The sequence below is a fragment of the Bradyrhizobium ferriligni genome, from assembly GCF_056837965.1.
The window spans coordinates 1-24,837 of sequence record NZ_JBXEJO010000087.1; the positions used below are offsets into that span (position 1 = coordinate 1).

At 65.2% G+C, this 24,837-nt stretch carries 23 protein-coding genes and 1 tRNA gene; 11 read left to right on the top strand and 13 right to left on the bottom strand.

Annotated features, from left to right (window positions below; all coding sequences use genetic code 11):
* Positions 1 to 66: 66 nt before the first annotated feature.
* The gene (locus tag AC1VNY_RS36440; protein ID WP_482408784.1) at positions 67 to 1,602 is read right to left on the bottom strand and encodes an aspartate ammonia-lyase; all 1,536 of its coding nucleotides are present in this window, start codon (positions 1,600 to 1,602) and stop codon (positions 67 to 69) included.
* 322 nt (positions 1,603 to 1,924) lie between these two features.
* On the opposite strand from AC1VNY_RS36440, the gene AC1VNY_RS36445 reads away from it, so the two are divergent.
* Positions 1,925 to 2,638 carry a hypothetical protein gene (locus tag AC1VNY_RS36445; protein WP_482408785.1) on the top strand — a complete coding sequence of 238 codons (714 nt, stop codon included), beginning with the start codon at positions 1,925 to 1,927 and terminating at the stop codon, positions 2,636 to 2,638.
* Positions 2,639 to 2,907: 269 nt separating this feature from the next.
* On the opposite strand, the gene AC1VNY_RS36450 is transcribed toward AC1VNY_RS36445, so the two are convergent.
* Entirely contained in the window at positions 2,908 to 3,744 is an 837-nt protein-coding gene (locus AC1VNY_RS36450; protein WP_482408786.1) for a tetratricopeptide repeat protein, read from the bottom strand.
* A 230-nt stretch (positions 3,745 to 3,974) separates the two neighbouring features.
* Here AC1VNY_RS36450 and AC1VNY_RS36455 point away from each other — a divergent pair, with 230 nt between their 5' ends.
* Complete coding sequence (locus tag AC1VNY_RS36455; RefSeq protein ID WP_482408787.1) at positions 3,975 to 5,225, top strand: glycosyltransferase family 87 protein; 1,251 nt, start codon at positions 3,975 to 3,977, stop codon at positions 5,223 to 5,225.
* Between the two features lie 36 nt (positions 5,226 to 5,261).
* Here the strand turns inward: AC1VNY_RS36455 and AC1VNY_RS36460 are convergent, their stop codons facing one another.
* The 6 genes from AC1VNY_RS36460 to AC1VNY_RS36485 form a co-directional block, all read right to left on the bottom strand.
* Entirely contained in the window at positions 5,262 to 6,863 is a 1,602-nt protein-coding gene (locus tag AC1VNY_RS36460; protein WP_482408788.1) for a hypothetical protein, read from the bottom strand.
* A complete protein-coding gene (locus tag AC1VNY_RS36465; RefSeq protein WP_482408789.1) occupies positions 6,863 to 7,609 on the bottom strand; it encodes an SDR family oxidoreductase in 747 nt (248 codons plus the stop codon). Before AC1VNY_RS36465 ends, AC1VNY_RS36460 begins: the two co-directional genes overlap by 1 nt.
* A complete protein-coding gene (locus tag AC1VNY_RS36470) occupies positions 7,609 to 8,964 on the bottom strand; it encodes an FAD-binding oxidoreductase (RefSeq protein ID WP_482408790.1) in 1,356 nt (451 codons plus the stop codon). The genes AC1VNY_RS36465 and AC1VNY_RS36470 overlap by 1 nt, the downstream gene beginning before the upstream one ends.
* Before the next feature lie 32 nt (positions 8,965 to 8,996).
* Complete coding sequence (locus tag AC1VNY_RS36475) at positions 8,997 to 10,415, bottom strand: UbiA family prenyltransferase (RefSeq protein ID WP_482408791.1); 1,419 nt, start codon at positions 10,413 to 10,415, stop codon at positions 8,997 to 8,999.
* Positions 10,416 to 10,572: 157 nt separating this feature from the next.
* Positions 10,573 to 10,649: transfer RNA gene (locus AC1VNY_RS36480), tRNA-Arg, on the bottom strand.
* Positions 10,650 to 10,768: 119 nt separating this feature from the next.
* Positions 10,769 to 12,271: a flavin-containing monooxygenase gene (locus AC1VNY_RS36485; RefSeq protein ID WP_482408792.1), complete on the bottom strand. Its 1,503-nt coding sequence runs from the start codon at positions 12,269 to 12,271 to the stop codon at positions 10,769 to 10,771.
* A gap of 94 nt (positions 12,272 to 12,365) precedes the next feature.
* Between AC1VNY_RS36485 and AC1VNY_RS36490 the strand changes: the two genes are divergently transcribed.
* The 3 genes from AC1VNY_RS36490 (at position 12,366) to AC1VNY_RS36500 (ending at position 15,184) form a co-directional block, all read left to right on the top strand.
* Positions 12,366 to 13,016, top strand: a complete 651-nt coding sequence (locus AC1VNY_RS36490; RefSeq protein WP_482408793.1) for a TetR/AcrR family transcriptional regulator — start codon at positions 12,366 to 12,368, stop codon at positions 13,014 to 13,016.
* Positions 13,017 to 13,216: 200 nt separating this feature from the next.
* The gene (locus AC1VNY_RS36495) at positions 13,217 to 14,314 is read left to right on the top strand and encodes a helix-turn-helix transcriptional regulator (RefSeq protein WP_482408794.1); all 1,098 of its coding nucleotides are present in this window, start codon (positions 13,217 to 13,219) and stop codon (positions 14,312 to 14,314) included.
* Positions 14,315 to 14,506: 192 nt separating this feature from the next.
* A complete protein-coding gene (locus tag AC1VNY_RS36500) occupies positions 14,507 to 15,184 on the top strand; it encodes a hypothetical protein (RefSeq protein WP_482408795.1) in 678 nt (225 codons plus the stop codon).
* On the opposite strand, the gene AC1VNY_RS36505 is transcribed toward AC1VNY_RS36500, so the two are convergent.
* From AC1VNY_RS36505 to AC1VNY_RS36515, 3 genes are read right to left on the bottom strand one after another with little or no spacing between them, the layout of a single operon-like run.
* On the bottom strand, positions 15,174 to 15,596 hold the full coding sequence (locus AC1VNY_RS36505) for a CAP domain-containing protein (protein ID WP_482408796.1): 423 nt from the start codon (positions 15,594 to 15,596) through the stop codon (positions 15,174 to 15,176). The genes AC1VNY_RS36500 and AC1VNY_RS36505 overlap by 11 nt on opposite strands.
* 22 nt (positions 15,597 to 15,618) lie before the next feature.
* A complete protein-coding gene (locus tag AC1VNY_RS36510) occupies positions 15,619 to 15,825 on the bottom strand; it encodes a hypothetical protein (protein ID WP_482408797.1) in 207 nt (68 codons plus the stop codon).
* A 40-nt stretch (positions 15,826 to 15,865) separates the two neighbouring features.
* The gene (locus tag AC1VNY_RS36515; RefSeq protein WP_482408798.1) at positions 15,866 to 16,888 is read right to left on the bottom strand and encodes a 2-dehydropantoate 2-reductase; all 1,023 of its coding nucleotides are present in this window, start codon (positions 16,886 to 16,888) and stop codon (positions 15,866 to 15,868) included.
* A gap of 148 nt (positions 16,889 to 17,036) precedes the next feature.
* Between AC1VNY_RS36515 and AC1VNY_RS36520 the strand changes: the two genes are divergently transcribed.
* Both AC1VNY_RS36520 and AC1VNY_RS36525 read left to right on the top strand, forming a co-directional pair.
* Positions 17,037 to 17,642: a YidB family protein gene (locus tag AC1VNY_RS36520; RefSeq protein ID WP_482408799.1), complete on the top strand. Its 606-nt coding sequence runs from the start codon at positions 17,037 to 17,039 to the stop codon at positions 17,640 to 17,642.
* A gap of 36 nt (positions 17,643 to 17,678) precedes the next feature.
* Positions 17,679 to 17,948, top strand: a complete 270-nt coding sequence (locus tag AC1VNY_RS36525) for a GlsB/YeaQ/YmgE family stress response membrane protein (RefSeq protein WP_482408800.1) — start codon at positions 17,679 to 17,681, stop codon at positions 17,946 to 17,948.
* 97 nt (positions 17,949 to 18,045) lie between these two features.
* Here the strand turns inward: AC1VNY_RS36525 and AC1VNY_RS36530 are convergent, their stop codons facing one another.
* Both AC1VNY_RS36530 and AC1VNY_RS36535 read right to left on the bottom strand, forming a co-directional pair.
* Positions 18,046 to 18,828 carry an SDR family NAD(P)-dependent oxidoreductase gene (locus AC1VNY_RS36530; protein WP_482408801.1) on the bottom strand — a complete coding sequence of 261 codons (783 nt, stop codon included), beginning with the start codon at positions 18,826 to 18,828 and terminating at the stop codon, positions 18,046 to 18,048.
* Between the two features lie 90 nt (positions 18,829 to 18,918).
* Complete coding sequence (locus AC1VNY_RS36535) at positions 18,919 to 19,680, bottom strand: N-acyl homoserine lactonase family protein (RefSeq protein ID WP_482408802.1); 762 nt, start codon at positions 19,678 to 19,680, stop codon at positions 18,919 to 18,921.
* Between the two features lie 201 nt (positions 19,681 to 19,881).
* On the opposite strand from AC1VNY_RS36535, the gene AC1VNY_RS36540 reads away from it, so the two are divergent.
* Genes AC1VNY_RS36540 through AC1VNY_RS36555 form a run of 4 tightly spaced genes read left to right on the top strand, consistent with a single transcriptional unit; the run spans position 19,882 to position 24,784 of the window.
* Complete coding sequence (locus AC1VNY_RS36540) at positions 19,882 to 21,510, top strand: AMP-binding protein (protein ID WP_482408803.1); 1,629 nt, start codon at positions 19,882 to 19,884, stop codon at positions 21,508 to 21,510.
* A gap of 15 nt (positions 21,511 to 21,525) precedes the next feature.
* Positions 21,526 to 22,740: an ABC transporter substrate-binding protein gene (locus AC1VNY_RS36545; protein ID WP_482408804.1), complete on the top strand. Its 1,215-nt coding sequence runs from the start codon at positions 21,526 to 21,528 to the stop codon at positions 22,738 to 22,740.
* A gap of 56 nt (positions 22,741 to 22,796) precedes the next feature.
* On the top strand, positions 22,797 to 23,930 hold the full coding sequence (locus AC1VNY_RS36550) for an NADH:flavin oxidoreductase/NADH oxidase (protein ID WP_482408805.1): 1,134 nt from the start codon (positions 22,797 to 22,799) through the stop codon (positions 23,928 to 23,930).
* Positions 23,931 to 23,932: 2 nt separating this feature from the next.
* Positions 23,933 to 24,784, top strand: a complete 852-nt coding sequence (locus AC1VNY_RS36555; RefSeq protein ID WP_482408806.1) for an IclR family transcriptional regulator — start codon at positions 23,933 to 23,935, stop codon at positions 24,782 to 24,784.
* Positions 24,785 to 24,837: the final 53 nt, after the last annotated feature.

Consider the following 24,837-nt stretch of genomic DNA (forward strand, 5'->3'; position numbering starts at 1 on the left):
CCCCAACCCTCCCCCGCAAGCGGGAGAGGGAGCGCCAACACCTTCGTCGCTACATCTCATGCGGCCTCAACTCTTCGGCACTGGCTGCCGGCGCGCCGGGCGGGTCATTGCTTCGAGTTCAAGCAACTGGTTGAGCTGCGCCTCGGTCAGAAGCTTTTCCTCCAGCACGATGTCGGCGACCGAGCGGTTCTCCTTGAGCGCACGGCGCGCCACGCGCGATGAAGCTTCGTAGCCGAGCGACGGCGCCAGCGCCGTGATCAGGCCGATCGAGCCCTGCACCAGGCTGCGGCAGCGCTCGCGATCGGCCTCGATGCCGTCGACGCAGCGCTTGGTCAGCGTATCGACCGCCGCCGTCAGCATGCGTAGCGAGCTCAAGACGCAATAGCCGATGGTCGGCTCGAACGCGTTGAGCTGCAACTGGCCACCTTCGGCGCACATCGTGACCGTGAGGTCGTGCCCGATCACCAGGAAGGCCACCTGATTGACCACCTCGGGAATGACGGGATTGACCTTGCCGGGCATGATCGACGAGCCGGCCTGCACGGCGGGCAGGCGGATTTCGCCGATGCCGGTGCGCGGCCCCGACGACAACAGCCGCAGGTCGTTGCAGATCTTGGACAGCTTGACCGCGACGCGCTTGAGCACGCCGGAGAACAGCACGAAGGCGCCGAGATCGGACGTCGCCTCGATCAGGTTGGATGCCAGCACCATCGGCTGGCCGGACAGCCGCGACAGCTCCTCGACCGCGAGCGCCGCATAGCGCGGATCGGCATTGATACCGGTACCGATCGCGGTGGCGCCGAGATTGACCTCGCGAAACAGCGCGGAAATCTCGTTCAGGCGCGCGACGTCCTCCTTCACGGTCACGTGGAAGGCATCGAATTCCTGGCCGAGCGTCATCGGCACCGCATCCTGAAGCTGGGTCCGCCCCATCTTCAACACATCGGCGAACTCCACCGCCTTGCCCTTGAGGGAGTAGGCGAGATCGTCCAGCGCGCGCACCAGCGGCTGGGTGGCGAAGATCACCGCGAGCCGCAGCGCGGTCGGATAGGCGTCGTTGGTCGACTGCGCCATGTTGACGTCGTCGTTCGGATGCAGCGCGTGGTAATCGCCGGGCTTGCGCCCCATCAGCCGCAGCGCGACGTTGGCGATCACCTCATTGGCGTTCATGTTGGTCGAGGTGCCGGCGCCGCCCTGGATCGCGTCGACGACGAAGGACTCGGCATAGACCTTTTCGGTCGCAATCTGGGTGCAGGCCGCTTCGATCGCATCCGCCTTCTCGGGTGCAAGATAGCCGAGCCGCTTGTTGGCGCGCGCGGCGGCCTGCTTCACCAGCGCCAGCGCGCGGACGAATTCCGGGAAGTGCCCGACCGGCACGCCGGTGATCGGAAAGTTCATCACCGCGCGCTTGGTGTGAATGCCCCACAGCGCATTGGCCGGCACGTCGTCCTCGCCGAGCAGATCGTGCTCGGTGCGGGACTGCGCCTGCTCGATCGGCACGGTGCGGACGGTCGCGACCGCGAGCTCGCTGGGGCCGCCGCTCTCGCCGGAAGCTGACGCGGCAGCTGCAGTGTTGGCGGTCTCAACCTTCGATTCGGCCATCGGTACCTCCGTTACCTCTCGCAGATCTTGTCGTCAGCGACGACGGCGATGATGCGCCCGGCGGGCGTCGAAAGCCAATGCCTATCGGCAGAGTCTTGCACACCGGTGAGCGGCAAGACGCAGAAAAGCTGCATTGGCGCGCGCCGAACCGTGAGATTGAGGGCTTTGCCTTATCCGTCATGATAACAACAACTTATAGCTCGATATCGTGACTCGCTTGGCGACCGATGCGACTGCTTTCTCCGCCCCGTCGTCGCGTGCTAGACGAGCATCGACTGGCGCAAGGGCGCCGCCGACACTGAACGAACCAAGGGCCAAAGCCGTGTCCAACAACAACGAAGCGATCGCCATCAAATTCCGCTGCCCGGCGGAGCTCGAGGGCAAGATTCCGCCGCCGGTGCCTGCATCATTGGGTCTTCCCGGATGGCTCAAGGCGATGCCGACGCAGGCCTTCAATACGATGAGCAATCGCGAAGAGGATACCGTCAAGCGCTGCCCGCCATTCGTCGATGCGATGACATCGGGTTTCCTGTTGCCGCTGGTCTGCGATCTCAAGGTCGAGAATGGCGCGATCACCTGGGACAACGACCTTCCGGCCGGCGGCGCGCTCGAATTCCCGCGCTCGCCGGTCGGATTCCACGACGAAAGCCAGGTGGTCGGCTCGCCGCTGTTCGAGCCCGACCGCTTCGTCATCAAGTTCATCAATCTGTGGACCATCGAGGCGCCGCCGGGCTACTCACTGTTCTTCACCCATCCGGTCAACCGGTTCGACCTGCCGTTCACCACGCTGACCGGCATGGTCGATTGCGATCTGTTTCACGACAGCTGGGTTCATTTCCCGGCACGCTGGCACGACACCAGTTTCAACGGCGTATTGCCCAAGGGCACGCCGGTTGCGCAGTGCTTCCCGGTCAAGCGCGAGAACTGGGTCGCGCAGACCGCGGCGATGACGCCAGATGAAACATCGCGCGCGCAGGAACTGACCAACAGGATGGCCCGCGAGTCCGGACTCTATCGGCGCCAATTCCGGACGTAGATCGGGCGCGCGAAGCTGCGTTGCGGGCGATGATAGGTGTCGGTGGGGAGAAGATTCTCTCCACCTGTCGTCCCTGCGAAAGCAGGGACCCATACGCCGCGGCGGGTGTTGTGAATGGGACTCGTCGTTCCGGCATCGCTCAACAATGACCATTGGTGGTTATGGGTCCCTGCTTTCGCAGGGACGACGGTGCACCAGCGGCCGAAGCTCTGGATTCTAGTTTGACGCGCTTTCCTGGCGCGAACCGGTGTCTGCTTCGCTCGAAAACGCTAGCTCAGGAATTCCGCAAAGGCGCTGCGGCGGAAGAAGAAGCGGCCGTGCGATGACATGATCAGCGCGGCGGTCGTGCGGCCGATCATTTGCGGCCGGCCGCGCAACGCGAGACGCAGATTGGCCTCGCCGGCCGCGCGGTCGCCCATTTCCAGAAGACTGGCGGAGAAGCTGAGACGCATCAAGGGGTCGTCGGGGCGCTGCGCCATCACCTGGCGGTAGAGATCCGCCGCGGCAGCATATTCGCCATCGAGCAGCAGCACACGCGCAAGCGCGGCCAGAACATCCGGATGTCCCGGCGCCGCATTGCGCAGCTTCTCCAGAATCTCGCGCGCCCGGCCGCGCTCATTGCGCTGGGGCAGCAACTGCGCGAGCAAGAGCTGAAACTCGAGACTCCCCGGCGCGAGAGCAAGCGCGCTCTCAATGACGGCAACCGCCTCGTCGATGCGACCGGCCGAGTGCAATTGCCCTGCCAGCGCCTGGAATGCCGGCAGGTACGGCGGCCGCCGCGCGGTGGTTCGCCGCAGCACATCGATCGCCTCGCTGCCGCGACCGGCGCCGCCGAGCGCTGCGCCGAGCAGGGTCTCGAGGCCGGGATCGTCGACGCGGCGCACGGCTCGCTCGAGCGGCGCGATCGCCTCCTCGTTGCGGTTCTGGATCATCAGCGCCCGCGCCAGGATCGAGGCCGCGCCGACATCGGTCCGGTTTGCCTTCAAGACCTCCGCCGCCAGCCGCTCGGCTTCGACGACCTGTCCCATCTGCAACGCGACCACGGCGCGTTGCAGGACCGGCGATGGGCTGGGCCCGCGATTGGAAGGAGGCGGCGGTTTCGGCATGCGGTCCGTCGTGAGATGGTTCTTGTCAGCCGTTATCACTGCCGCCGACGGAGCGTCCAGCGAAAGTCGCATCCGGACACCGAGATACCGTCCGGTTCCAGCCTCCACCGTCCGATTTCATGCATCCCTGCGGCTGTCGGGCGACAGGGACCAACCGCCCTCTCCCTGCAATTTTTCGACTGCTTAACCTATTCAATCTAGCTTGGGTTGCCATCACAGGGCCCGGCTTGATGCTCGCAACAACGCTCGAAACCATTCAGTCGACGGACTCGAAGCGCACCAACTACACGCGCGGAATCCTCGTGATGCTGGTCGCCGCCCTCCTGTTCAAGGTTGTGTGGTTCTCCCAGCTGGGGCTGGGGCACGGCCGCGAACTGGTCGACTTTGCCGCCTTCTACATTACCGCAAAGCTGGTGTGGCTCGGCGACCTCGACCAGGCCTATCAATTCGCGAAGCTCGCCATCATCGAGAAGCAGGCGTCGGGCGGGCACGACGGCTTCATGCCATGGACCTATCCGCCGCAATTCAACCTGCTGCTGGCTCCGTTCGCGCTGGTCCCGTTCGGAATGGCCTATCTGCTGTTCATGGCCTCGACGCTGGCTGTTTACCTCGCCGTGCTGCGGCGTCTTGCCGGAAACCGGTTCGTGCTCGTGCTGATCGTTTTCTTTCCGACCATCGGGGTCACGCTGGCATGCGGGCAGAACAGCTTCCTTACCGCCGCGCTGATCGGACTGGTGTGCCTGTACTTCGAAGAGCGACCGATGCTCGCGGGCGTGGCCCTTGGTCTCATGATCATCAAGCCGCATTTCGCCGTTGCCTTCGCACTCTATGCCATCCTGCGGCGCTCGTGGATCGTCGTGGTGACGGCGGGCACCGTCGTGCTGATCAGCTCGGCGATCTGCACAATGCTGTTCGGCATGCAGATCTGGACCGTGATGCTGCAGAGCGTGCATGATTCGTCGGTATTCCTGCGGGAAGCCTATTATCCGCTGTACCGAATGGTCTCGGCCTATGCCGCGCTGCGAACCACGGGGTTCCCCGCATCGGCAGCGTTTATCGGCCAGGGCGTCGTCGCCGTCCTTGCGCTCGGCATCGTGCTGGTCGCGGCCTACCGCAAGATGCCGGTGCGCGAGAGTCTCGGCCTGACCGCGATCGTATCGGTCTGCATCAGCCCCTATGCGTATGATTACGATTTCCTGATCTTCAGTATCGGAATGGCGCTGCTGTTGCCGGCGCTTCAGGCCAAGGCCCGCGAGTGGGAACGTGCGATCATCTATGCCGCGCCGATACCGATCGGCGCCTTCGGCTACATGCACACGGTCCATAACAACACGCCCCGCACGGACGTCCATTGGGTCGACGTGCTTTCGATCGGAGGCTTCGGGATCGCCGCGCTGATCACGCTGATCGTCGCAATCCTGCTGCTGCGGGAGTCAAGCGCCGCTTCCGTTCCGGCGCAGGGACCGCTTGCGAGGATTTGAGCGCCCGGCGCGACGCCCCCTGCGATCACGCAACGCTCACGGCGCCACCATTTCGAGACGATCACGCGCCGGCAGGGTCGACGCGAAGGCCTTCAGGGCACCGGCGACGAGTTGCGGCTCCGCGGCCGGCGTGACGTAGAAGGTTACATCACCCCGCGCGCCGGTCACCGGAATCGTGTGCAGGATCGCGACCTTGTTCCAGCTAGCCGGTACGCCCTGCGCAAACCAGCTGTCGTAGATCATGGCGACGCCGACATGATACTCGTCGGCGAGCGCGGCCATCTCGGCCGGGCCGTAGCGGCCGGCGCGCTTCGCCTTGCGCACGCGCTCCGAACCGAGCCCCCACAGATCCAGGACGAAGTTCGGATTTCCCCAGGCAACGAGCCCAAGATCGTTCACGGCAACCGGCCGCCGGTAGAGCTGCTGGGCGAACCGGCCCAATTGATAATGCTGCTCGTAGACGCCGCGCGAGGCAAACGGCGTCTCCAGGGCGGCGCTGACATAGCCCACGCTGGCAAAAACGGCTAGCCCGACGCCGGCGACCGCGGCAGCAGTCCATTGCGGGACGCTCAAGACCGCTCGCGCGCGTGCAACCGCGTAGAGCAGCGCCAGCACCGCAAGCGCAACGATGTAAACCTCATACCGGTAGAACCAGCCATATTGGCCAAAGCCGAGATGCGCAGCGATCGCGGCGAGCACCGTCGCACAGACGATCAGCGCGCCGCGGTCGGCGCGCAGCAGCGCCATCGCGCCGGCGAGCGCAAGGCCGTGCAGCATCAGCCTGAAGCCGGCGGGATCAGTGAAGCTGTCGCCGAGATTGCGGAGGATGGAGGCGAGGACGCCGGTTCCTTCATAGCCGGATTCGGCGATGCGTGATTTGAGCAGTACCGAGCTCGGCAAAAGCGGGAGCCCGAGCGAGGCCATTCGCGCGAAGTACGCGGCGAACGCACAGAGCGTCACGGCGGCGGCCGCGGCCGCAAAACGGCGCTGGCCGAGCAGGGCAAACCCGGTCATCGCCGCGATGGCAAACGCGATTCCCTCGAAGCGGATCAGCGGCAGCAGCACCAGCGCCGCGAAATGCATGGCGGTCGGCGGCCGTCCGCGCGCGGCTTCGGTCAGGCCGCCGAAGGTCGCGACCGTGGCCCAAACGTGAAGACTGTGCTCCATGCCGGTCATCGGCAGCGCGATCGCGCTTGACGAAAAAATGGCAAGCAGCGCGACGAAAAACAGCAGCGGCTTCTCCCGGCCGGGGTCGAGCAGTTCAGCCGATTCAAGGATGCGCAGGAAAGCCACGACGGTCGCTGCCGCGGCCGCGGCATTGATCAGGAGCGGACCGAATGCGCCAAGATGCAGCATCTCGGTCACGGCCAGCAGATAGGGCCAGATGATCGACGAGCTTGGCGACGAGACCTCGGACGCATTGACGCCGTAGCCGCCGGACCGGATGTGATCGGCGACGGCGAGGTGGATGTAGGGATCGTCGAGGGTGAAGATCAGCCGGCCGTCGCAGAGCGTGATGCTGAAGATCAGCGTCGCCGCGAACAGCACGACCCACAGCAATGCCGTCACAAGCGGGACGCTCTGCCGGATCGCGCTGGATCGCGGGAACGACGCGAGGTTGGCGGCGACGCCGGGCATCAGATACGCATCCGTTTGAAGATCGTCTCCGGCAGCGCGCAGATGATCGCCATCACCAGCCGGAAGCGGCGGGCCACATAGATCACGTCACGCGGCCTCGTCACATCGGCCCGGAAGATATCCTCCGCGACCCGATCCGGCTGCACCGTCAGGGGAGCCGGCAGCTTCATATGCGCCGTCATCCTGGTCCGCACGAATCCCGGCTTGACGGTGACGACGCGGACCTTGCCCGCAAGCGCCAGGCGATTGCGCAAGCCGGACAGGAATTGCGAGAAGCCGGCCTTGGCCGCGCCGTAGTAATAGTTCGAGGCCCGCCCGCGATCGCCGGCGACCGAGCTCACGCCGACGATGGTTCCCGAGCCGCGCGTCGCGAAGGCTTGCGCGAACAGTTCGAGCAGCAGCGCGGGCGCCTCGAAATTGGTGCGCATGATCTTCGTCGCAAGCTCGGGATCGGTCTCGGCACGCGGTTGATCGCCGAGCTCGCCGACAACGCATACGACGGTGTCGGGAAGTGCGGAAAGGCCGGCGACGAAGCCGGCAAGCTGCCCTGTCTGCAACACGTCGAGCGCGACAACCGAGGTTTCGATACCGCTTCGCGTCTTGATGTCGTCCGCATTGCGCTGTGCCGCCTCGATATCGCGGGCGGCGAGCATCACGCGCCATCCCTCGCTCGCATAGCGCAGCGCGGTCGCGTGCCCGATGTCCGAGCTGCCGCCAATCACCAGAATTGATTTTGTGCCGGTCATCAAATTCCAAGCCGTGCTGAAAGATGGGACACGAGGCGGCTGTTCGCCCCGGTCTGCTGGCGGATGTCCCGCAAGGCCGCAAGGCCGGGATATCCGGATTCGAATGTCGCGCGGGACTGCCGCGCGTCCTTGGCGAGATAGAGCCGGCCGCCGGCATCGACCACCAGCGCGTCGAGCTGGTCAAGAAACCCGAACAGCGCGTCGCTGACCGGAAAGTCCATCGTCAACGTGTAGCCGCGGAGCGGAAACGACATCGGCCCGCTGCCTTCGCCAAGCTGCTTGAGTACCGCGAGAAACGACGCATCGCCGCGCCGCGACACGCGATCGAGGATTTCGGCGAGAACGCGGCGCGCGCGGTCGAGCGGGATCACGCATTGATATTGCACGAAGCCGCGCCGGCCGTAGATCCTGTTCCAGTCGGCGATCGCATCGAGCGGAAAGAAATACGGGTCCCAATGGACCAGCCGCGGCTTGCCCGGATGAGCGGCGCCGCGGCGGAAGTACAGCTCGTTGAACACCCGCATCGATGCGCGATTGAGCAGCCATCCCGGAAACAGCTCCGGGACCGCGAGCCGCGACGCGCGAAGCCTGGGGAACGTCTCGAGGTCCGGTCCAAGCATATCCTTGTCGCGGCGCGTGGCGTGCTCGGCGAGATAGACCAGCGACCGTCCGAGCGCCGCACCGCGCGCAAGGCAGTCGATCCAGGCGACCGAGTAGGTGCTCGATGCGCTGCTTTCCAGCTGATCGATCGCCGCGTCGAGGTTGCCGGCGACGCGGGTGTCCTGACGCAGCCAGGCGGTCTCGATCGGCAGCAGCCGCAGCGTCGCGTCGAGGATCATGCCCGTCAGGCCCATGCCTCCCAGCGTCGCCGCGAACAGCGCGGCGTTTTCCGATCGCGAGCAGGTGACGATCTCGCCGCCCGGCAGCGCGAGGCGGAACGAATCGACGATGGTGCCGAAGCCGCCATCGCGATGATGGTTCTTGCCGTGAACGTCGGCCGCGATCGCGCCGCCGATCGTCACGAATTTCGTGCCGGGGACGACCTTGAGGAAGAAGCCGCGCGGCTCGAAAACGGCAAGGATGTCGGCGATGGTCACGCCGGCTTCGACCGTCAATCGGGCGGTTGCGGCATCGAAGCTCCGCATCCGGTTCAGGCCGAGCGACGAAATCGTGGATTGCGCTCCGATCGCGGCATCGCCGTAGGCCCGCCCGGCCCCGCGCGCGACGACGCCGGACCGCGCAACCAGGTGCTCCCGGGCGCCCGCGGGCGTCTGCGGCGCCAGCAGTTCGGACGACGCCTTGGGATAGTTGCCCCAGCCGGACAGGCCAATGCCGCCCGGACTGGAGGTCGACATCACAGCTCCTGGTAACGCAGCCGCCGGCATCGCTAGATGGCGGCGAGCATGATGGCGCCGATCGCGCCGAGCGCGACCCAGCTGACGCGATCCCTCAGCGCAAAGATGACCGGATCGTCGTCGATCAATCCGCGCTGCGCGAACAACATCACGCGGCCGATCCAGTACATCAATATCGGACAACCGACCCAGAGCAGTTGCGGATGGCTGTAAAGCGCGCGCACCGTATCGGACGAGATGTAGAGCGTGAAGATCACGACGGCGTTGAAGCCTGACGCGGCGGCGAGGATCGCGATCATCGATTTGTCTTCGACCCGGTAGCCGCGCGCCGCCAGCACGGCGCCGTCCGGTTGGTTGGCGAGCTCGATATAGCGCTTCACCAGCGCCAGCGACATGAAGATGAACAGCGAGAACGCGAGCAGCCACTCCGACATCGGTACGCTGATCGCGACGGCGCCGCCGATCACGCGGACGGTGTAAAGCGTGGCGAGCACGACGACGTCGACAGTCGCGATACGCTTGAGCCAGAACGAATAGGAGGTGGTCAGCGCGAAATAGCCGAGCAGGACGCCGCCGAACTCGGTCGATATCGACATTGCGATCGCAAATGCGGCGACCAGCGCCAGAGCCATCGCGCCGACGGCCCGCGATGCCGGGATGGCGCCGCTTGCGATCGGGCGGTTGCGCTTTGTCGGATGCGCACGGTCGGCCTCGACGTCGAGAAGATCGTTCAGGATGTAGGCGCCCGACGCGCAGAGCGAGAATGCGATCACCGCAAGCAGCGAGGTCGCCGCCGATCCCGATGCGAATTTGTGTGCGGTCAGCAGCGGCACCAGCACGAGGGCGTTCTTCGCGTATTGATGCACCCTGAACAGCTTCAGCCAGCTGCGCATGCCGACCTGCGCGGGCGCGGACGGCTCGGATCGACCGGGGCGCGCGAGGCGCGATGCGGAATCGGGCAATGCGACCGCCGCGCTGCCGATATAGTCAAAGCCCTGGCGAAGCACGGGCGGCAGCTCTTCGCGCTGTGCCGCCGGCAATTGACGTCCCGGCGCGGCGACCCAGGCCGTGAAGACGCCAAGATGCTGAGCGACCGCGCTGACGAACGGCTCGGGATGGGTTTCCGAGCAAAGGTAGACCGGGCGGCCTTCGCCCAGCACCTGCAGCAGGAACCTCACCGCGTCGTGGTCGAATTGCGCCCGGGATGGATCGAACCCCGATGGATCTGCACCATGCGCTGATCGCGCTTGCGTTCCAAGGGGAGCGGTGATCGCCGCGGCGAAAGCGCGAAAGCGGCGGATCAAGTCGGATGCGATATCGGCCGGGACGGAGCTTCCCCGCACCATGACCTCATCGACATCGACGACGAGCGGCCGGCCCTTTGAACGCAGCGGATCGCGAAGGGCATCGCCGCCCCCCTGCTCAACCCGTTCTGGAACGCTAGCTCGCATGCGCGCGGTCTTCCGGTGCCCCCTCCCCATTGTCCCGGGCTTTCCCTAATTTGGGGTGAACTTGATTTCGGGTGAACTTGGGGAGCAAACGCCGGGCCGATCGCGCCGGAACGCGTGGTGCAAAAGCTTCGCCGACAGCGCGCGGCCGAGCAAAAAATGGCGATCCCGGGAAGACTCGAACTTCCGACCTACGGTTTAGGAAACCGTCGCTCTATCCGGCTGAGCTACGGGACCGCACCGCCCGCAGCGAAAGCATACGGGCGTCGCCATCCCATAGCAGAGCTGCCGGGTGATCGCCAGCCCGCGCCACAACGGACGCGCGCGAAGTTGCGCAGCGTTTGGCGCGTCGCGCGTTACGCCACCTGCCGGGCCGGATTCGAGGCGCCATCCGCGCTCGCCCGACGCGCTGGCAGAAACTCGATGGCCTCATCCTTCAGCGAGCCGAAGCGCAGCGTCATGATATCGAGTGCATAATTCTGGTAGAGCCGCCACGGCCGGCGCGAGCCCTGCTTGGGGAACCTGGCGGCAGCGCGCTGGATATAGCCCGAGGAGAAGTCCACCCAGGGCAGTTCGGTGACGGTCGGGTCGTTCCGCCGCGGCGTGACCTGCGCGTAGCCGTTCGCCTTCATGTGGTTGAGCATGCGGCAGACATATTCGCAGGTCAGGTCGCATTTCAGCGTCCATGACGCATTGGTGTAGCCGAAGGCGGCGGCGAGGTTCGGCACGCCCGAGTACATCAGCCCCTTGTAGTTCATGGTCTTCGACAGATCGACACGCGCGCCGTCGACATTGATCTCGAGTCCGCCGAGCACCTGCAGATCGAGGCCGGTTGCGGTCACCACGATATCGGCGTCGAGCAGATTGCCGCTCTTGAGCTTGAGGCCGCCGGGCGTGAAGGTCTCGATCTGGTCGGTGACGACGGACGATCCGCCGTTGCGCAGCGATTGGAAGAGATCGCCGTTCGGCACCAGGCAGAGCCGCTGGTCCCACGGATTGTAACGCGGCGTGAAATGGGTGGCGATGTCGTAGTCGGGGCCGAGCGCGTGACGCACGCCGCCGAGGATCAGCTTCTTCACGCGCTCCGGATCGCGCTTGCAGAGCCGGTAGAAATACATGCCGAACAGCACGTTCTTCCAGCGGGTGAGGCCGTAGGCGAGTTTCGCGGGCAGCCGCGCGCGCAGCCAGTTGGCGACCTTGTCCTCGTCCGGCCGCGCCACGACATAGGTCGGCGAACGCTGCAGCATCGTGACATGGGCGGCGGTCTTGGCCATTTCCGGCACCAGCGTCACCGCGGTCGCACCGCTGCCGATCACCACCACCTTCTTGCCGGCATAGTCGATGTCGTCGGTCCATTTCTGCGGATGGACGACGCGGCCGGCGAAATCGGCGATGCCGGGGAAGTCGGGCGTGTAGCCGTGTTCATATTTGTAGTAGCCGCTGCACATGAACAGGAAGTTGCAGGTGAAGCGCTCGATCGTCTTCTCCGGCCCGCGCTCGACCTCGACCGTCCATTGCGAGTCGGCGGACGACCAGTCGGCGCGCACGACGCGGTGGTTGAAGCGGATGTTCTTGTCGATGCCGTAGACGCGCGCGGTCTCGCGCACATAGTTCAGGATCGAGGGGCCATCGGCGATCGCCTTCGGCTCGGTCCACGGCCGGAACGAATAGCCGAGCGTGTACATGTCGGAGTCGGAGCGGATGCCGGGATAGCGGAAAAGGTCCCAGGTGCCGCCGATGCAATCGCGGCTTTCAAGGATGGCGTAGCTGCGGTCCGGGCAATTGGCCTGCAAATGATAGCCGGCGCCGATGCCCGACAGCCCGGCGCCCACGATCAACACGTCGAAATGACCGGACATGCCCTGGATCTCCCTCTGGCTCCCGCAGCCGTTTTGACAATTCATATTGTCAGATAACTTGACATCTGACAATGCCCCGTGTCAATACGTTTTCATGGCAAGCAGCCGGAAAGCCCGCCTCTATGGCGGTATGGACGCCGAGGAACGCCGCACCGAGCGGCGGCTCAAGCTGATCGATGCGGCGATCGAGGTCTATGGCGAGGTCGGCTATCGCAGCGCCACCGTGAAGGCGATCTGCGAGGCGGCCGAGCTGACCGAGCGCTATTTCTACGAGTCCTTTGCCAACAGCGAGGCCCTGCTGATCGCGGCCTACGGCCATGTCGTCGGCCACCTGCACGAGGAAATGACCGCTGCCGCCGCAGCCGCGGGCGACGATGCCGAGATGAAGCTGCGCGCGGCCCTGACGCTGTATTTCACCCGGCTGAAGCAGCACCCGAAGCCCGCGCGGGTTTTTCTGCTGGAAATTTCCGGCATCAGTCCGGCGGTCGATGCCGTCAAGCTCGACGCCTTGCGCGTCTTCAGCGACATCCTGGTGCCGCCGGCGCTCGATGCGAAGCGCAGCGACAAGGGCGCGGCCGCCTCGCTGCTCTCGGTCGGCATGGTCGGCGCCGTCATCTCGATCGCCCTGCGCTGGGTGTCGAAGCAGTACCCGCAGGCCGTGGAGGAGGTCGTCGCGATCGCCGCCAGCTTCTGCCGCGTGGCGCTGACCGAAGCCGACCACCGTGAGGATGGTCACTCATCGTAGCGGCCGGATCGTACCGGCCAGTGGGACCCGCCGATTTTCGATCATGTTTCGCCAGTGGTTGCGGACCCGGCCCCTAGCCTGTCGCTGATTTAACTTGCATATCGGGCCCCTGGGTTCTCTTATGCCCGGTACCGGGCGCAACGATGTGCTGCCTGTTTCGCCTGACAAAACAACGCTGTTTGCATCGGCGGAGCTGAATTTTGGTCGACCTGCACAGGCTTGACGATGTGACCGCGCGCCTCGGCGATGTGGTTCTCGATCCCTCGACCTGGCCGTCCTTCATGGACGAGGTTTGCGCCGCCGTCGGCGCGACCGGCGCTGCGATGCTTCAGAGCGATATCCGCACCGAAGACATTCCGCGCACGGACTCGATCACCGAGTATTTCACCAAGACCTACTTCCCGCACAACCTTCACCTCACCGACATCCGCGCGGCCCGCGGCGTGCCGCTGATGCACGCCGGCGTCGACGTCATCACCGATGCGGATCTGTTCGAGTCCGAAACCGAGATGCTGCGCGATCCGCTCTACGCCACGCTCGGCGAGTTCGGACTGAAATGGTTCGCGGCCGTCGGCTTCCACTCCGGCCCGGCATTGTGGGCACTGACGATCCAGCGCTCACCCAGGGAAGGCTTGTTCGACGCCGACGAGATCAAGGCGCTGCGAAGGGTGTCGGCGCCGCTCACGGAAGCCGCGACGCTCTCCGCCGTCGTCGGACGCTCCGCGCTCTCGGGCATCACCAGCGCGCTCGATCTGATCCAGGTCGCCGCGATTGCCGTCGGCCGCTTCGGCGCCGTCATCGGCATGAATAGCCAGGCGGAAAGCTGCCTCGGCCACGACCTTGCGATCCGCAACAATCGCCTCACTTTGCTCGACCGACAGGCCAACGCCGATCTGACCAGGCTGATCGATCAGCTGGCCCACAGCTCGGACCTGTACCCATTACCGTCGTCGCCGATCGTGGTGCGCCGGATCGACAAGCGGCCGATCGTGATCCAGATCCAACCGGTGCCTCCGGCCGCGCGCTCGCCGTTCCTCGGGGCGCGCGCGATCCTGTTGATCCGCGATCTCGAAGGCAGCGCGGCGTTCGATCAGGCGCTGCTGGCGGCGACGTTCGAACTGACGCCGGCGCAGGCACGCCTCGCCACCCGGCTTGCGCGCGGCGATTCGGTCGAAGCGGCCGCGCAGGAGGCCGGCGTTGCCCTTGCCACCGCGCGCAATCAGCTCAAGACGATCTTCCAGAAGACCGGCACGCACCGGCAGGCGGAACTGGTTGCACTGCTGCACAGGGTGAAGTGAACTATTTAGGGCGAATTGTTCTGATCTCCGGCCCTTACGATGGGAATTCTTCAATTGTTCCAATCGTGAAGACTTGGTTCCATCAGGCGCGGCAACATTCCACAGGTCAGGAAAATCGTCGGGTTCCCGGGTGACAAGTGTCACTAAAATGGCGACAATCTGCTCACTCTGTGTCGTTCGGGTTTGGTCTCAATGTCCGTGATGCCGTCACGATCATCGACGTTGGCTGTTGCCGTTTTCGCGGTCGCTTGTGTGCTGGCGCCGATGAGCGCGCACGCGCAATGGTGGCGCGGCGGGGCGAAGGACTTCGAGGACTGCGCCGACCTCGCCGAAAAGGCGAAGACCAGGGAAGACAAGACCGCGCAACTCGCCGATTGCAACGCCAAATTCGCCGGCCGTCGCAAGCCCGGCGGCGGGTACACCTATTACGACTTCATGCAGGACCGCAGCTTCGACATCGCCGGTCCCAATCCGACGCCGGACGAGCAGAAGAAGATCGACCAGGAATATACCGGCTATCTCGAGCAGCAGCGCCGCTCGCGTATCGTCGCGGCGTTCAATGCGAAGCAACTCGAGCGGCAGGAGACACAGCCGGTGCGGCCGCCGCAGATCCAGCAGGCGTCATTGCACAATGAGCCGGTGCGCAGTGAGACTGCGAAAGTCCCCGTCCCCGCCGCAAGGCCGGTCAAGCCGCGGGTCGCTGCCGTCCCTCTTCCCGAGCCGCGGCCGCGGGCAAGCAACTGCGTGAAGGGTACGTTCTCCTGCGAATGGCCGCGGCTTTCCGAGGGATTGGACGGCCTGAAGAAGCTGTTCACGCCGACACCGCCGCCACCGACCAAGGTTGCGAAGCGAACCGACGTCAATCGGTAATCACCATCGCCCAGAACCTGCGGTACGGCGACTTCGGGTTGTCGACGAAGGCGACGCCGACGCGCTTGGCGCCCGGCATCAACAGGTTCTCGCGATGGCCCGGCGAATTCTCCCACTGCTTCAGCATCTCGGCGAAGGCGATGAAGCCGGCGCCGATATTTTCGGCGGCGCGCTGCTTCTTGAGCGGCGCGATGCGCGTGAAGAAGCTGCCGCCCGCGGAGTGGCTGACCGATCCGGTCGCCGACATCGCCTGCGCCTGCTTCAGCGCCATCGCGTTCAGCTTCGCGTCGAGCTTCACCACGGGCATGCGATTGGCGCGCCGGTAGGCACTGATCGAGCCGGCATAGTCGGCGGCGCCTGCGGCCGTGGCGAAGCCAAACACGAAGGTGAGCGCGAGGAACAGCAGCTTCATCTGAGGTCATCTCTGTAATGGATCAGCGCGCGCGGGTGCGCTTGTGGTGTCGGGGCGCGACCGATCTGTGCGCAGGCACGGCCGCTCGGCTTGCTGCCGCAGCCGCCGCGCGCTGCTCCTGCAAGCGCGCATCATAGCCAGGCGACGGTGTCACGGTCGGCGGCGCCGCACGGGCCGGGCCGGCCGCGAGCGCAACAAGCGTGAGCAGCATGATGCTGGACCGTTTCATGATGTCACCTCCTCTGTTGTTCGATCGACGTGGCGAACGATCATCGGCGTTCATGGTCACTGCCATCGCGGATCTGTTCGGGCGTCAGCCCCGGCGAGCCCTCGCCGTCGGCCTCCGCCTTCCGGATCAGCGCGATGACGCGGCGCGACAATGGCGTCGCGAGCCCGCGGCGATCCGCGATCGCGGTGATCACGCCCTGCAGATAGTCGATCTCGGTGCGGCGGCCGCGCTGCAGATCCTCCCACATCGAGGAGCGCGCCTCGGGATCGATCTTCATGGTGCGGCCGAGCAGCACGTCGAACAGCGCATCGGGCAGCCGCAGCAAAGGAGGCATCCAGCTCGACGGCAGCGGCGTCGGCGATACCGGTGCAATGCCTTCGGCGCGCACCGCGGCCAGGCCCTCGGCCATCTGATCGGCAAGCAGTCGTCGCCAGCCGCGCTGCGCGAGCTGTTGCCGCAGCGGAATATTGGACAGCGCATTGAGCGCATTGTTGAGATTGACGATCAGCTTGCCCCACTGCACGCCGTCGATATTGGAGGTAGCCTTGATCGCAAGGCCCGGCACCGACAGCTGCATTGCGGTGCCCGCGTCATCCTGCGCGATCACGATGTCGCCGGAGGTCGAGCGATGGAAGCGGCCGTCGCCGAGCGCGACTACGTTGAACGGCACCATGCCGCCGAGCACCTTGCGGCCCGGCAGGCGGTCGCGCAGCAGCGGCACATTGCCGACGCCGTTCTGCAGGCTGATCACCGCGGCATCGCCAGGCGCGTGGCGCGCGATCACATCGGCCATCGCGGCGGTGTCGGCACTCTTCACCGTCACCAGCACGGTCTGAACGTCGGACAAGATCGACGGATCGTCGGACACAATGAGCCGGTCCGCGGATACCGTCCGCTCGGAGCCGTCAAAGCTGCTGATCCGCAAGCCGTTGCCTGCGATCTCCTGGATCAGCCGCGGCCGCGCCAGCAGCGCGACGCGGCGCCCCGCGGCCGCGAGCATGCCGCCGACGAAGCAGCCGATGCTTCCCGCGCCCGCAATGCCGATCGGCCGGTCCTTGTTCATCTGGAACGTCCATTCATCATTGGCTCGATAGCAGACCTTGGGTTGCCTGCCTATTTCGACGCACCGCAGGCCGGGTGGCGCGCCTTGTAACCGTCATGGGCGGAAGCTATGTTTCCCGCTCGGGGCACGGTTGCGGCAGGAGACGATCATGGGTTTACTCGACGTACTCAACGGCATGCAGAACGGCCCCCGCGGTCCGAGCGGGCCAAGCACATCATCCGACAGCTCCAGCGGCGGCGGAATGTCGCCGATGACGATGGCGATCCTGGCGCTGCTCGCCTGGAAGGCGGTCAAGCATTTCTCCGGCGGCCAGGCGGACGCGAGCGCCCCTGAGCCGAAGCCGGCGCAGGCGCCGCCGCTTCCTCCCGGCAACGTCACCGCAGGCCTGCCCGGCGGCGCCGGTGGCGGCGGGCTCGGCGATCTGCTGAAGGGCGGCCTCGGTGGCCTGCTCGCCGGAGGCGCAGCCGGCACCGTGCTCAGCGGCGGCCTTGGCGACCTGCTCAATCAATTGCAGCAGAAGGGTCACGGCGATGCGGCCAATTCCTGGGTCAGCAACGGTCCCAACAAGCAGATCGCGCCCGGCGATCTCGCCAACGCGCTCGGCGCCGACCAGATCAACTCGCTGGCCTCGCAGAGCGGCCTGTCGCGCGACGATCTGCTGCAGGGCTTGAGCCAGTATCTACCCGACGCGATCAATCACCTGACGCCCGACGGGCGGTTGCCGAGCGGCGACGAGCTGCACCGCAGGCTCTGACGGCAACGCTTCTTTGATCGCAGGAGGACGACAGACATGATCCGGGTCATCATCATCGGCTTTATCGCGGGAATCATCGCGCGGTTCCTGTCCCCGGGGCCGAACAATCCAAGCGGCTTTATTCTCACCACCGTGCTCGGCATCGCCGGCGCGTTTCTTGCGACCTTCATCGGCCAGGCGATCGGACATTACGGTCCCGAACAAGGCGCCGGCTTCATCACCGCCACGATCGGCGCACTGGTGGTGCTGTTCATCTGGAATCGGCTGGTCGCGGCGCGCGTGATCCCGGATCCGGGAAACAGGTGACAGCACAGCGAACCGAATATTGATCCAAAATCAAAATGCCCGGGCCTGGCCCGGGCATTTTCGTTTCCGTAACGGTCGGAAGACGTGGATAGCCAGTTCACTGAATCAGATGCATGCCGGCATCCATGCGGACGAACTCGCCGGTCATGTTGCTCGAGGCCGGGCTTGCCAGGAAGCAGACCAGATTGGCGATATCCTCGGCCGTTGAGGCGACCTTCAGCGGCACCCGCGCGATCACGGCATCGCGCACCTGCTTGGCGCCCGCCTCGCCGCGGCCCTTGGTGAACCAGGGCGTATCGATATAGCCCGGACACACCGTGTTGACGCGGATCAACGGCGCCAGCGCGCGCGCCAGCGACTGCGTCATGGTGTTGAGCGCGCCCTTGCTCGCGGCATAGGCGACCGACGAACCGCCACCGGAAATGCCGGCGACCGAGGAGACGTTGACCACCGCCGAGGGACGGCCAGATGCCTTCGCGCCGGCTTCGAGCAGCGCGCGCGCGGCACGAACCATCTGGAACGGGCCGATGGTGTTGACCGCATAGATGCGCTGGAAATCCTCCGCGGTCAGACCGTCGAGATCGTGATGCGGCACGTGCTTGGTGGTGCCCGCATTGTTGACGAGCACGTCGAGGCGGCCCCAGCCCTGCGCGGCGGCTGCGATCTTCTTGCAGTCCTCATCGCGCGAGACGTCGCCCTGCACCACCAGCACCTCGGCGCCCTGCTTGCGGCAGGCTTCCGCGGTCGCTTCGGCTTCCGCCTTGCTGTTGGAATAGTTGACGATGAGGCGCGCGCCCTGCGTGGCGAGGATTTGCGCGGTGGCGGCGCCGAGTCCCGATGCCGATCCCGTCACGATCGCGCACAAACCATCCTTGGACATCTGCATTTTCCTTGTTGTTGTGAGCCAGATGAACTCCGGCGGCGGCACACCATATCGCGTGAGACAGCATCTGCAAACCGCGCCAAATCCTCACGTATACGCGTTCGCTCCCTTTTGCAGGCTGGCCCACTGCGCCTCGTCATGGCCGCAAATGATCTTGACGCCGGATGCCTCGATCCTGGCGATCTCGTCGAGCGACTTCAGGAACTGGTCGACATCGAGGCTGTTCCTCGGTGAGGTCCGCTGATCGAGGTTGGCGCGCACACTGAGCGCGTCGGAGGCGAGCAGGAATTCGCCACTGTTGTCGAGCTTGACCAGCGCGCCAGTCGTTCCCTTCGAGTGGCCGGGCAGCGGGACCAGCGTGAGCTTGCCGTCGCCGAACACATCCATCTGCTGATCGAAGATCTCCATCTTCAGCGGATGATCCCAATCCGCCTTGATGTATCCGCGATCGAACGCGTTATCGGCATTCGCCGCCTCGACCTCGAGTGCGTGGACGAAGATCGTCGCCTTCTTGAAGAAGGCGTTGCAGCCGCAATGGTCGGTGTGCAGGTGGGAGCAGATCACCACGTCGATGTCGTCGGGGCCAAGGCCAACGGCCTTCAGGCTCGTCAGCACATGGTCGTCCGCCGGCATGATCGGGCGCATGTATTTGGCCAGCGTGCCGAGCCGTCCTTCAGGATCGGTCGCGACATCGGGATGGCATCCGGTATCGAACAGCACATTGCCTTGCGTGTGCCGCAACAGCACGCAGGACACCGGCAGCTCGATCATCTCGCCACGCGCCGCGTCAGGCAGATAAGTCCGCTTCGACATCTGGAGACGGCCGCCCGACAACATGTGCATCTTCATCTCGTTACCTCCGTTTTTGGCTTCAAACTACATATGAGTTTTATGGAAACTCATAATGGATTTGACAGCATATTATTCGTCCTTATAGCTTCCGCGCAACGTCGCGATCGCATGACAAATGCGCTCAACGAAGCACCCGGGCTCCTTCGGATCGGCATCGTTGACATCGATCAGCGGCCGTCAAAGGGAAGTTTCGCCACGATGTACACCGTGTTCAGCGCATTCGCTGCGACATCCGATGCGGCAGCGTTCAAACCCTTTCTCTGCATTCCCGCGCGTCCCGACCGCGCATACTTTCCCGATGGCGTCGAACTGTCCTATGGCACCATTGCGCGGCAGGTCCGCGCATTGCGCGATCAGTACCGCGCAGCAGGCTTCGGCCACGGACACCGCGCTTGCCTGCTGCTGGAGAACCGGCCCGATTTCATCGTGCATTGGCTGGCGCTCAACGGCATCGGCGTCTCGATCGTTCCGATCAACCCGGCCTATCGCGCGGCGGAAATCGCGTACCTGATCGCGCATGCCGAGCCCGACCTGATCGTCACGCTGGCCGATCAGAAGGAATTGCAGAAGGCGCTGACCGGCGACGTTCCGCTGCTCACCGTCTCCGGTGACGATCGCGGCGCCGGCGTCGAGCAAGTCCCGCCGGCCAGGCGGCCACCGCCGCGCGCCGGCGAGCCGGGAAGCGAGACCGAGGCTGCGCTGCTCTACACGTCAGGCACGACGGCGCGCCCGAAGGGATGCATCCTGACCAATGAATACGTGGTCTCGACCGGCCGCTGGTACATCAGCCACGGCGGCGAGGCGACGTATCATGCCGGAACGGAGCGCCTGTACAGCCCGCTGCCGCTGTTTCACATGGCCGGCCTGACCCTGACCCCGATCGCGATGATGCTGACCGGCGGCTGTCTGATCCTGCCGGAACGCTTCAACGCGAAACATGCCTGGCGCGACATCGTCGCGTGCCGGGCAACCGTGCTGCATTATCTCGGCGTGATCGTCGCGGCCCTGCTGGCGCAGCCGGAGACACCGGACGAGAAAGCCCATGCGCTGCGCTTCTCGATGGGCGTCGGCGCCAATCCCGAGCAGCGCGCGCGGGCTCGCGAACGCTTCGGCATCCCCTTCGTCGAAGGCTGGGGCATGACGGAGACCGGACGCAGTCCGTTCAACACGGTCGAGCCCCGCCATCTCGAGACCAACACGATCGGCCGCAGCGTCCCCGGCCTCGAAATGATCATTCTGGATGCCGACGGCAATGCGCTGCCGGCAGGCGCAGTCGGTGAACTCTGCGTGCGCCATTCGGAAGCGACGCCGCGGCGCGGCTTCTTCTCCGGCTACCTGAAGGACCCCGAGACCACCGAGCAGGCCTGGCGCGGCGGCTGGTTTCACACCGGCGACAGCGCCTGGCAGCACGAGGACGGCGCCTTCGTGTTCGTCGACCGGCTGAAGCACCTGGTCCGGCGCGCCGGCGAGAACATCTCGGCGGCGGAGGTCGAGGCCGTGCTGACGACGTCGCCTCTGGTCAAGCAGGCGGCGGTCGTCGCCGCGCGCGATCCGATCCGCGACGAGGAAGTTGCGGCCTTCATCGTGATCAACGACGGCACCGACACTGCACGCGAGCTCGCGCAAGACATCTTCCACTTCTGCCGCGAACGCCTGGCGGCGTTCAAGCTGCCGGCGTGGATCGCCTTCGTGGCCGAGCTGCCGCTGACCTCGACCAACAAGATCCAGAAACACGTGCTGCTCGGCGCGGACAGGGATCCGCAGTCGCATCCGGGCATGATCGACCTGCGGCAAGACAAGACCAACGCCATAAGGCAATCGAACTAGAGGAAACCAGGGACAATGACATCGAGATACGGATGGATCGCCGCGAGCGCTGCAATCCTCTCAGTCGCCTTCGCCGCGCCATCCCACGCGCAGATTTCCGACGACGCAGTGAAGATCGGCGTGCTGACCGATCAGGCCGGCCTCTACGCCGACGCTGCCGGCCCCGGCGCGGTCGAAGCGGTCCGGATGGCGATCGCGGACTTCGGCGGCAAGGTCCTGGGCAAGCCGGTCGCAATGGTCGATGCCGACCATCAGAACAAGGCCGACATCGGCGCCGGCATCGCGCGGCGCTGGTATGAGCAGGAGAATGTCGACGTCATCGTCGACTTCGCCAATTCCGCGGTCGCTTTCGCCGTGCTCGAGCTCACCAAGCAGAAAAACAAGGCGATGCTGGTGTCGTCGGCAGGCTCCTCCGATCTGACCGGAAAGGGCTGCTCGGCGAATTCGGTGCAGTGGACCTACAATACCTATGCGCTCGCCAACAGCACGGTTCGGGCGCTGGCCAAATCGGGCGCCAAGAGCTGGTACTTCGTCACGGTCGACTACGCCTTCGGCCACGCCCTGCGCAACGACGCGGCCAGGACCGTGGAGAAGGTCGGCGGCAGCATCGCCGGCGAGGTGCGGCATCCGCTCAACAGCATGGATTTCTCGTCCTATCTGCTGCAGGCCCAGAGCTCGAAGGCCGATGTGATCGCCTTTGCCAACACCGGCGGCGACCTCGCCAACTCGATCCGGCAGGCGCAGGAATTCGGGATGGCGCACACGCAAAAGCTCGCGGCCTTCCTGATGCAGACCAGCGACATCCACGCGATCGGCCTGCAGGCGGCGCAGGGACTACAGCTCGCGACCGCCTTCTATTGGGATCTCGACGACAAGACCCGCGACTTTGCCGCGCGCTTCATGGCCAGGACCAAGAAGCGGCCGACCATGGTGCAGGCCGGTCTCTACTCCGCGGTCATGAACTATCTCAAGGCGGTCGAGAAGTCCGGCACCGACGACGGCCCCAAGGTGATCGCGCAAATGAAGGACATGCCTATCGACGATTTCTTCGCCCGCAACGCATTCCTGCGCGAGGACGGCCAGCTGATCCACGACATGTATCTCGTGCAGGTGAAGTCGCCGGCCGAATCGAAGGGCGCCTGGGACTACGAGAAGCTGGTTCAGGTGATCCCGGGCAAGGAGGCGTTTGCGACGCCCGAGGAGAGCACCTGCCCACTGTTGAAGAAATGATCGCCCACGAATCCACACATCACAGGCAAGAAACCACAAGCAAGGCTGGAGATCGCATGACCGAGCTGCCGCTGCTCTTTACCCCGCTGCAACTGCGCGACCTCGAACTGAAAAACCGGATCATGGTCTCGCCGATGGCGACCTATTCGGCGCGCGAGGGGCGCGCCACAGATTGGCACACCGCACATATCGGCAAGCTCGCCGCCGGCGGCGCCGGCCTCGTGTTCGTCGAGCAGAGCTCGGTGAACACCCAGGGGCGCATCACCCATGGCTGCCTCGGCATCTGGGACGATACGCACATCGCGGACCACGCCGCCCTCGCCGCGCTGATCCACGGCTTCAACGCCAAGGCCGCGATCCAGATCGCCCATGGCGGCCGGAAGGGCTCGTCGCAGCGGCCGTGGGAAGGCGGCAACCCGCTGGGTGAGGCCGATATCAAGGCGCGCGGCGAAGGGCCGTGGCAGATCGCGGCCTCGAGCGGCATTCCGTTCGACGACGGCTGGCCGGCACCGCAGATGATGACCGCAGAGCAGATCGACGCCCTGGTGGACGACTATCGCCAGGCGTTTCGCCGCGCCAGGTCGGCCGGTTACGACGTCATCGAGCTGCATTGCGCGCACGGCTATCTGATGCACTCGTTCCTGTCGCCACTGGCCAACAACCGCAACGACGAGTACGGCGGATCGCGCGAGAACCGCATGCGCCTGCCGCTGCGGATCGCGGCGATCATGCGCGAGGAATGGCCGGACCATCTGCCGGCCTTCGTCCGCATCTCGTCGGTCGACGGCGTCGACATCGGCTGGTCGATCGAGGACTCGATCGCGTTTGCGACCGAGCTGAAGGCGATCGGGATCGACATGGTGGACTGCTCGTCGGGCGGCATGAAATTGCCGCGCGGCAATTCGCTGGTGTCGCGCACACCGGGCTTCCAGGTGCCGTTCGCCGAGCGCATCCAGAAGGAAGTCGGCATGCCGACGGTGGCGGTCGGGCTGATCCGCGAACCGGACTACGCCGAAGCCATTTTGCGGGACGGCAAGGCGACACTTATTGCGCTCGGCCGCGAACTGCTGTGGAATCCGAACTGGCCCGCGCAGACGGCACTCGCGCTCGGATGCGATCCGGAGTGGACGAGTTGGCCGGAGCAATATGGCTGGTGGCTGAAGCGGCGGGTGGCGCAGCAGGGACGATAGCGATGCCGGTGGCGAAGAAAGATTTGGCGAAGGCCGGCGCGGCTGCCGGCGCGCGGACTTTCGACCGCCCCGATTTCCCCGGCGACACCTCGCGCGACCTGCCGAAGATGGACAATGCGGTCAAGTCGGCGCGGCGCGTGTTCGATGTGCTCGAATTCTTCGAGGAACACCAGCGCGCCGCTTCCGCGATCGAGGTCGCGGCGGCGCTCAAGTTCCCGCAGTCCAGCACCTCGGCGTTGATGCGAACGATGACGGCGTTCGGCTATCTCCACTATGACACCAGCCGCCGCACCTATATCCCGACGCCGCGGATCTCGATGCTGGGGCACTGGCTGAGCCCGGCGCTGTTCACGAAAGGGCGCCTGGTCAATTTGATGGAAGAGCTCTCCGCGCGGACCGGCGAGACCATCATGCTCGCGGTGCGCAACGGGCTCAGCGCGCAGTATGTCCATATCATTCAGGCCAAGCTGCCGATGCGGCTGTATGTCAAGGCCGGAACGCTGCGGCCGCTGGCGCGATCGGCATCGGGTTACGCGCTGCTGTCGGCCTATCCGGACAAGGAGGTCCGCCGCCTGGTGCGCCTGATCAACGCGAACGAGACCCGGCCCGATCGGCAGGTCGACATCAAGGCGCTGCTGCTGGAGCTGAAGAAAGTCCGCGCCAAGGGGCACGCCTTCTCGCTCGGCCTGGTCACGCCGGGCGCCGGCGCCGTCGCCATGAACCTGCCGCCATCAGCGGAATCGAACGAACCGCTGGTGCTGTGCGTGGCCGGATTGAACGACGCGCTGGTCACCCAGGAGACCGAGTTCGCCGACCTGATGCGGAAGGCGATCGAGTTTCATCTGGCGGACTGAACAGATGTCACCGGCCAGTTTGCACGTGTGCGTGGCATACAAACAGGGACCAT

Coding starts and splice junctions, on each gene's coding strand:
- AC1VNY_RS36510 (WP_482408797.1), bottom strand. CDS start 15,825: ATGAAACGGTCCAGCATCATGCTGCTCACGCTTGTTGCGCTCGCGGCC.
- AC1VNY_RS36460 (WP_482408788.1), bottom strand. CDS start 6,863: ATGCCCGGCGTCGCCGCCAACCTCGCGTCGTTCCCGCGATCCAGCGCG.
- AC1VNY_RS36535 (WP_482408802.1), bottom strand. CDS start 19,680: ATGAAGATGCACATGTTGTCGGGCGGCCGTCTCCAGATGTCGAAGCGG.
- AC1VNY_RS36500 (WP_482408795.1), top strand. CDS start 14,507: ATGTCCGTGATGCCGTCACGATCATCGACGTTGGCTGTTGCCGTTTTC.
- AC1VNY_RS36530 (WP_482408801.1), bottom strand. CDS start 18,828: ATGTCCAAGGATGGTTTGTGCGCGATCGTGACGGGATCGGCATCGGGA.
- AC1VNY_RS36545 (WP_482408804.1), top strand. CDS start 21,526: ATGACATCGAGATACGGATGGATCGCCGCGAGCGCTGCAATCCTCTCA.
- AC1VNY_RS36550 (WP_482408805.1), top strand. CDS start 22,797: ATGACCGAGCTGCCGCTGCTCTTTACCCCGCTGCAACTGCGCGACCTC.
- AC1VNY_RS36555 (WP_482408806.1), top strand. CDS start 23,933: ATGCCGGTGGCGAAGAAAGATTTGGCGAAGGCCGGCGCGGCTGCCGGC.
- AC1VNY_RS36540 (WP_482408803.1), top strand. CDS start 19,882: ATGTACACCGTGTTCAGCGCATTCGCTGCGACATCCGATGCGGCAGCG.
- AC1VNY_RS36440 (WP_482408784.1), bottom strand. CDS start 1,602: ATGGCCGAATCGAAGGTTGAGACCGCCAACACTGCAGCTGCCGCGTCA.
- AC1VNY_RS36520 (WP_482408799.1), top strand. CDS start 17,037: ATGGGTTTACTCGACGTACTCAACGGCATGCAGAACGGCCCCCGCGGT.
- AC1VNY_RS36490 (WP_482408793.1), top strand. CDS start 12,366: ATGGCAAGCAGCCGGAAAGCCCGCCTCTATGGCGGTATGGACGCCGAG.
- AC1VNY_RS36485 (WP_482408792.1), bottom strand. CDS start 12,271: ATGTCCGGTCATTTCGACGTGTTGATCGTGGGCGCCGGGCTGTCGGGC.
- AC1VNY_RS36505 (WP_482408796.1), bottom strand. CDS start 15,596: ATGAAGCTGCTGTTCCTCGCGCTCACCTTCGTGTTTGGCTTCGCCACG.
- AC1VNY_RS36455 (WP_482408787.1), top strand. CDS start 3,975: ATGCTCGCAACAACGCTCGAAACCATTCAGTCGACGGACTCGAAGCGC.
- AC1VNY_RS36515 (WP_482408798.1), bottom strand. CDS start 16,888: ATGAACAAGGACCGGCCGATCGGCATTGCGGGCGCGGGAAGCATCGGC.
- AC1VNY_RS36470 (WP_482408790.1), bottom strand. CDS start 8,964: ATGTCGACCTCCAGTCCGGGCGGCATTGGCCTGTCCGGCTGGGGCAAC.
- AC1VNY_RS36475 (WP_482408791.1), bottom strand. CDS start 10,415: ATGCGAGCTAGCGTTCCAGAACGGGTTGAGCAGGGGGGCGGCGATGCC.
- AC1VNY_RS36465 (WP_482408789.1), bottom strand. CDS start 7,609: ATGACCGGCACAAAATCAATTCTGGTGATTGGCGGCAGCTCGGACATC.
- AC1VNY_RS36450 (WP_482408786.1), bottom strand. CDS start 3,744: ATGCCGAAACCGCCGCCTCCTTCCAATCGCGGGCCCAGCCCATCGCCG.
- AC1VNY_RS36525 (WP_482408800.1), top strand. CDS start 17,679: ATGATCCGGGTCATCATCATCGGCTTTATCGCGGGAATCATCGCGCGG.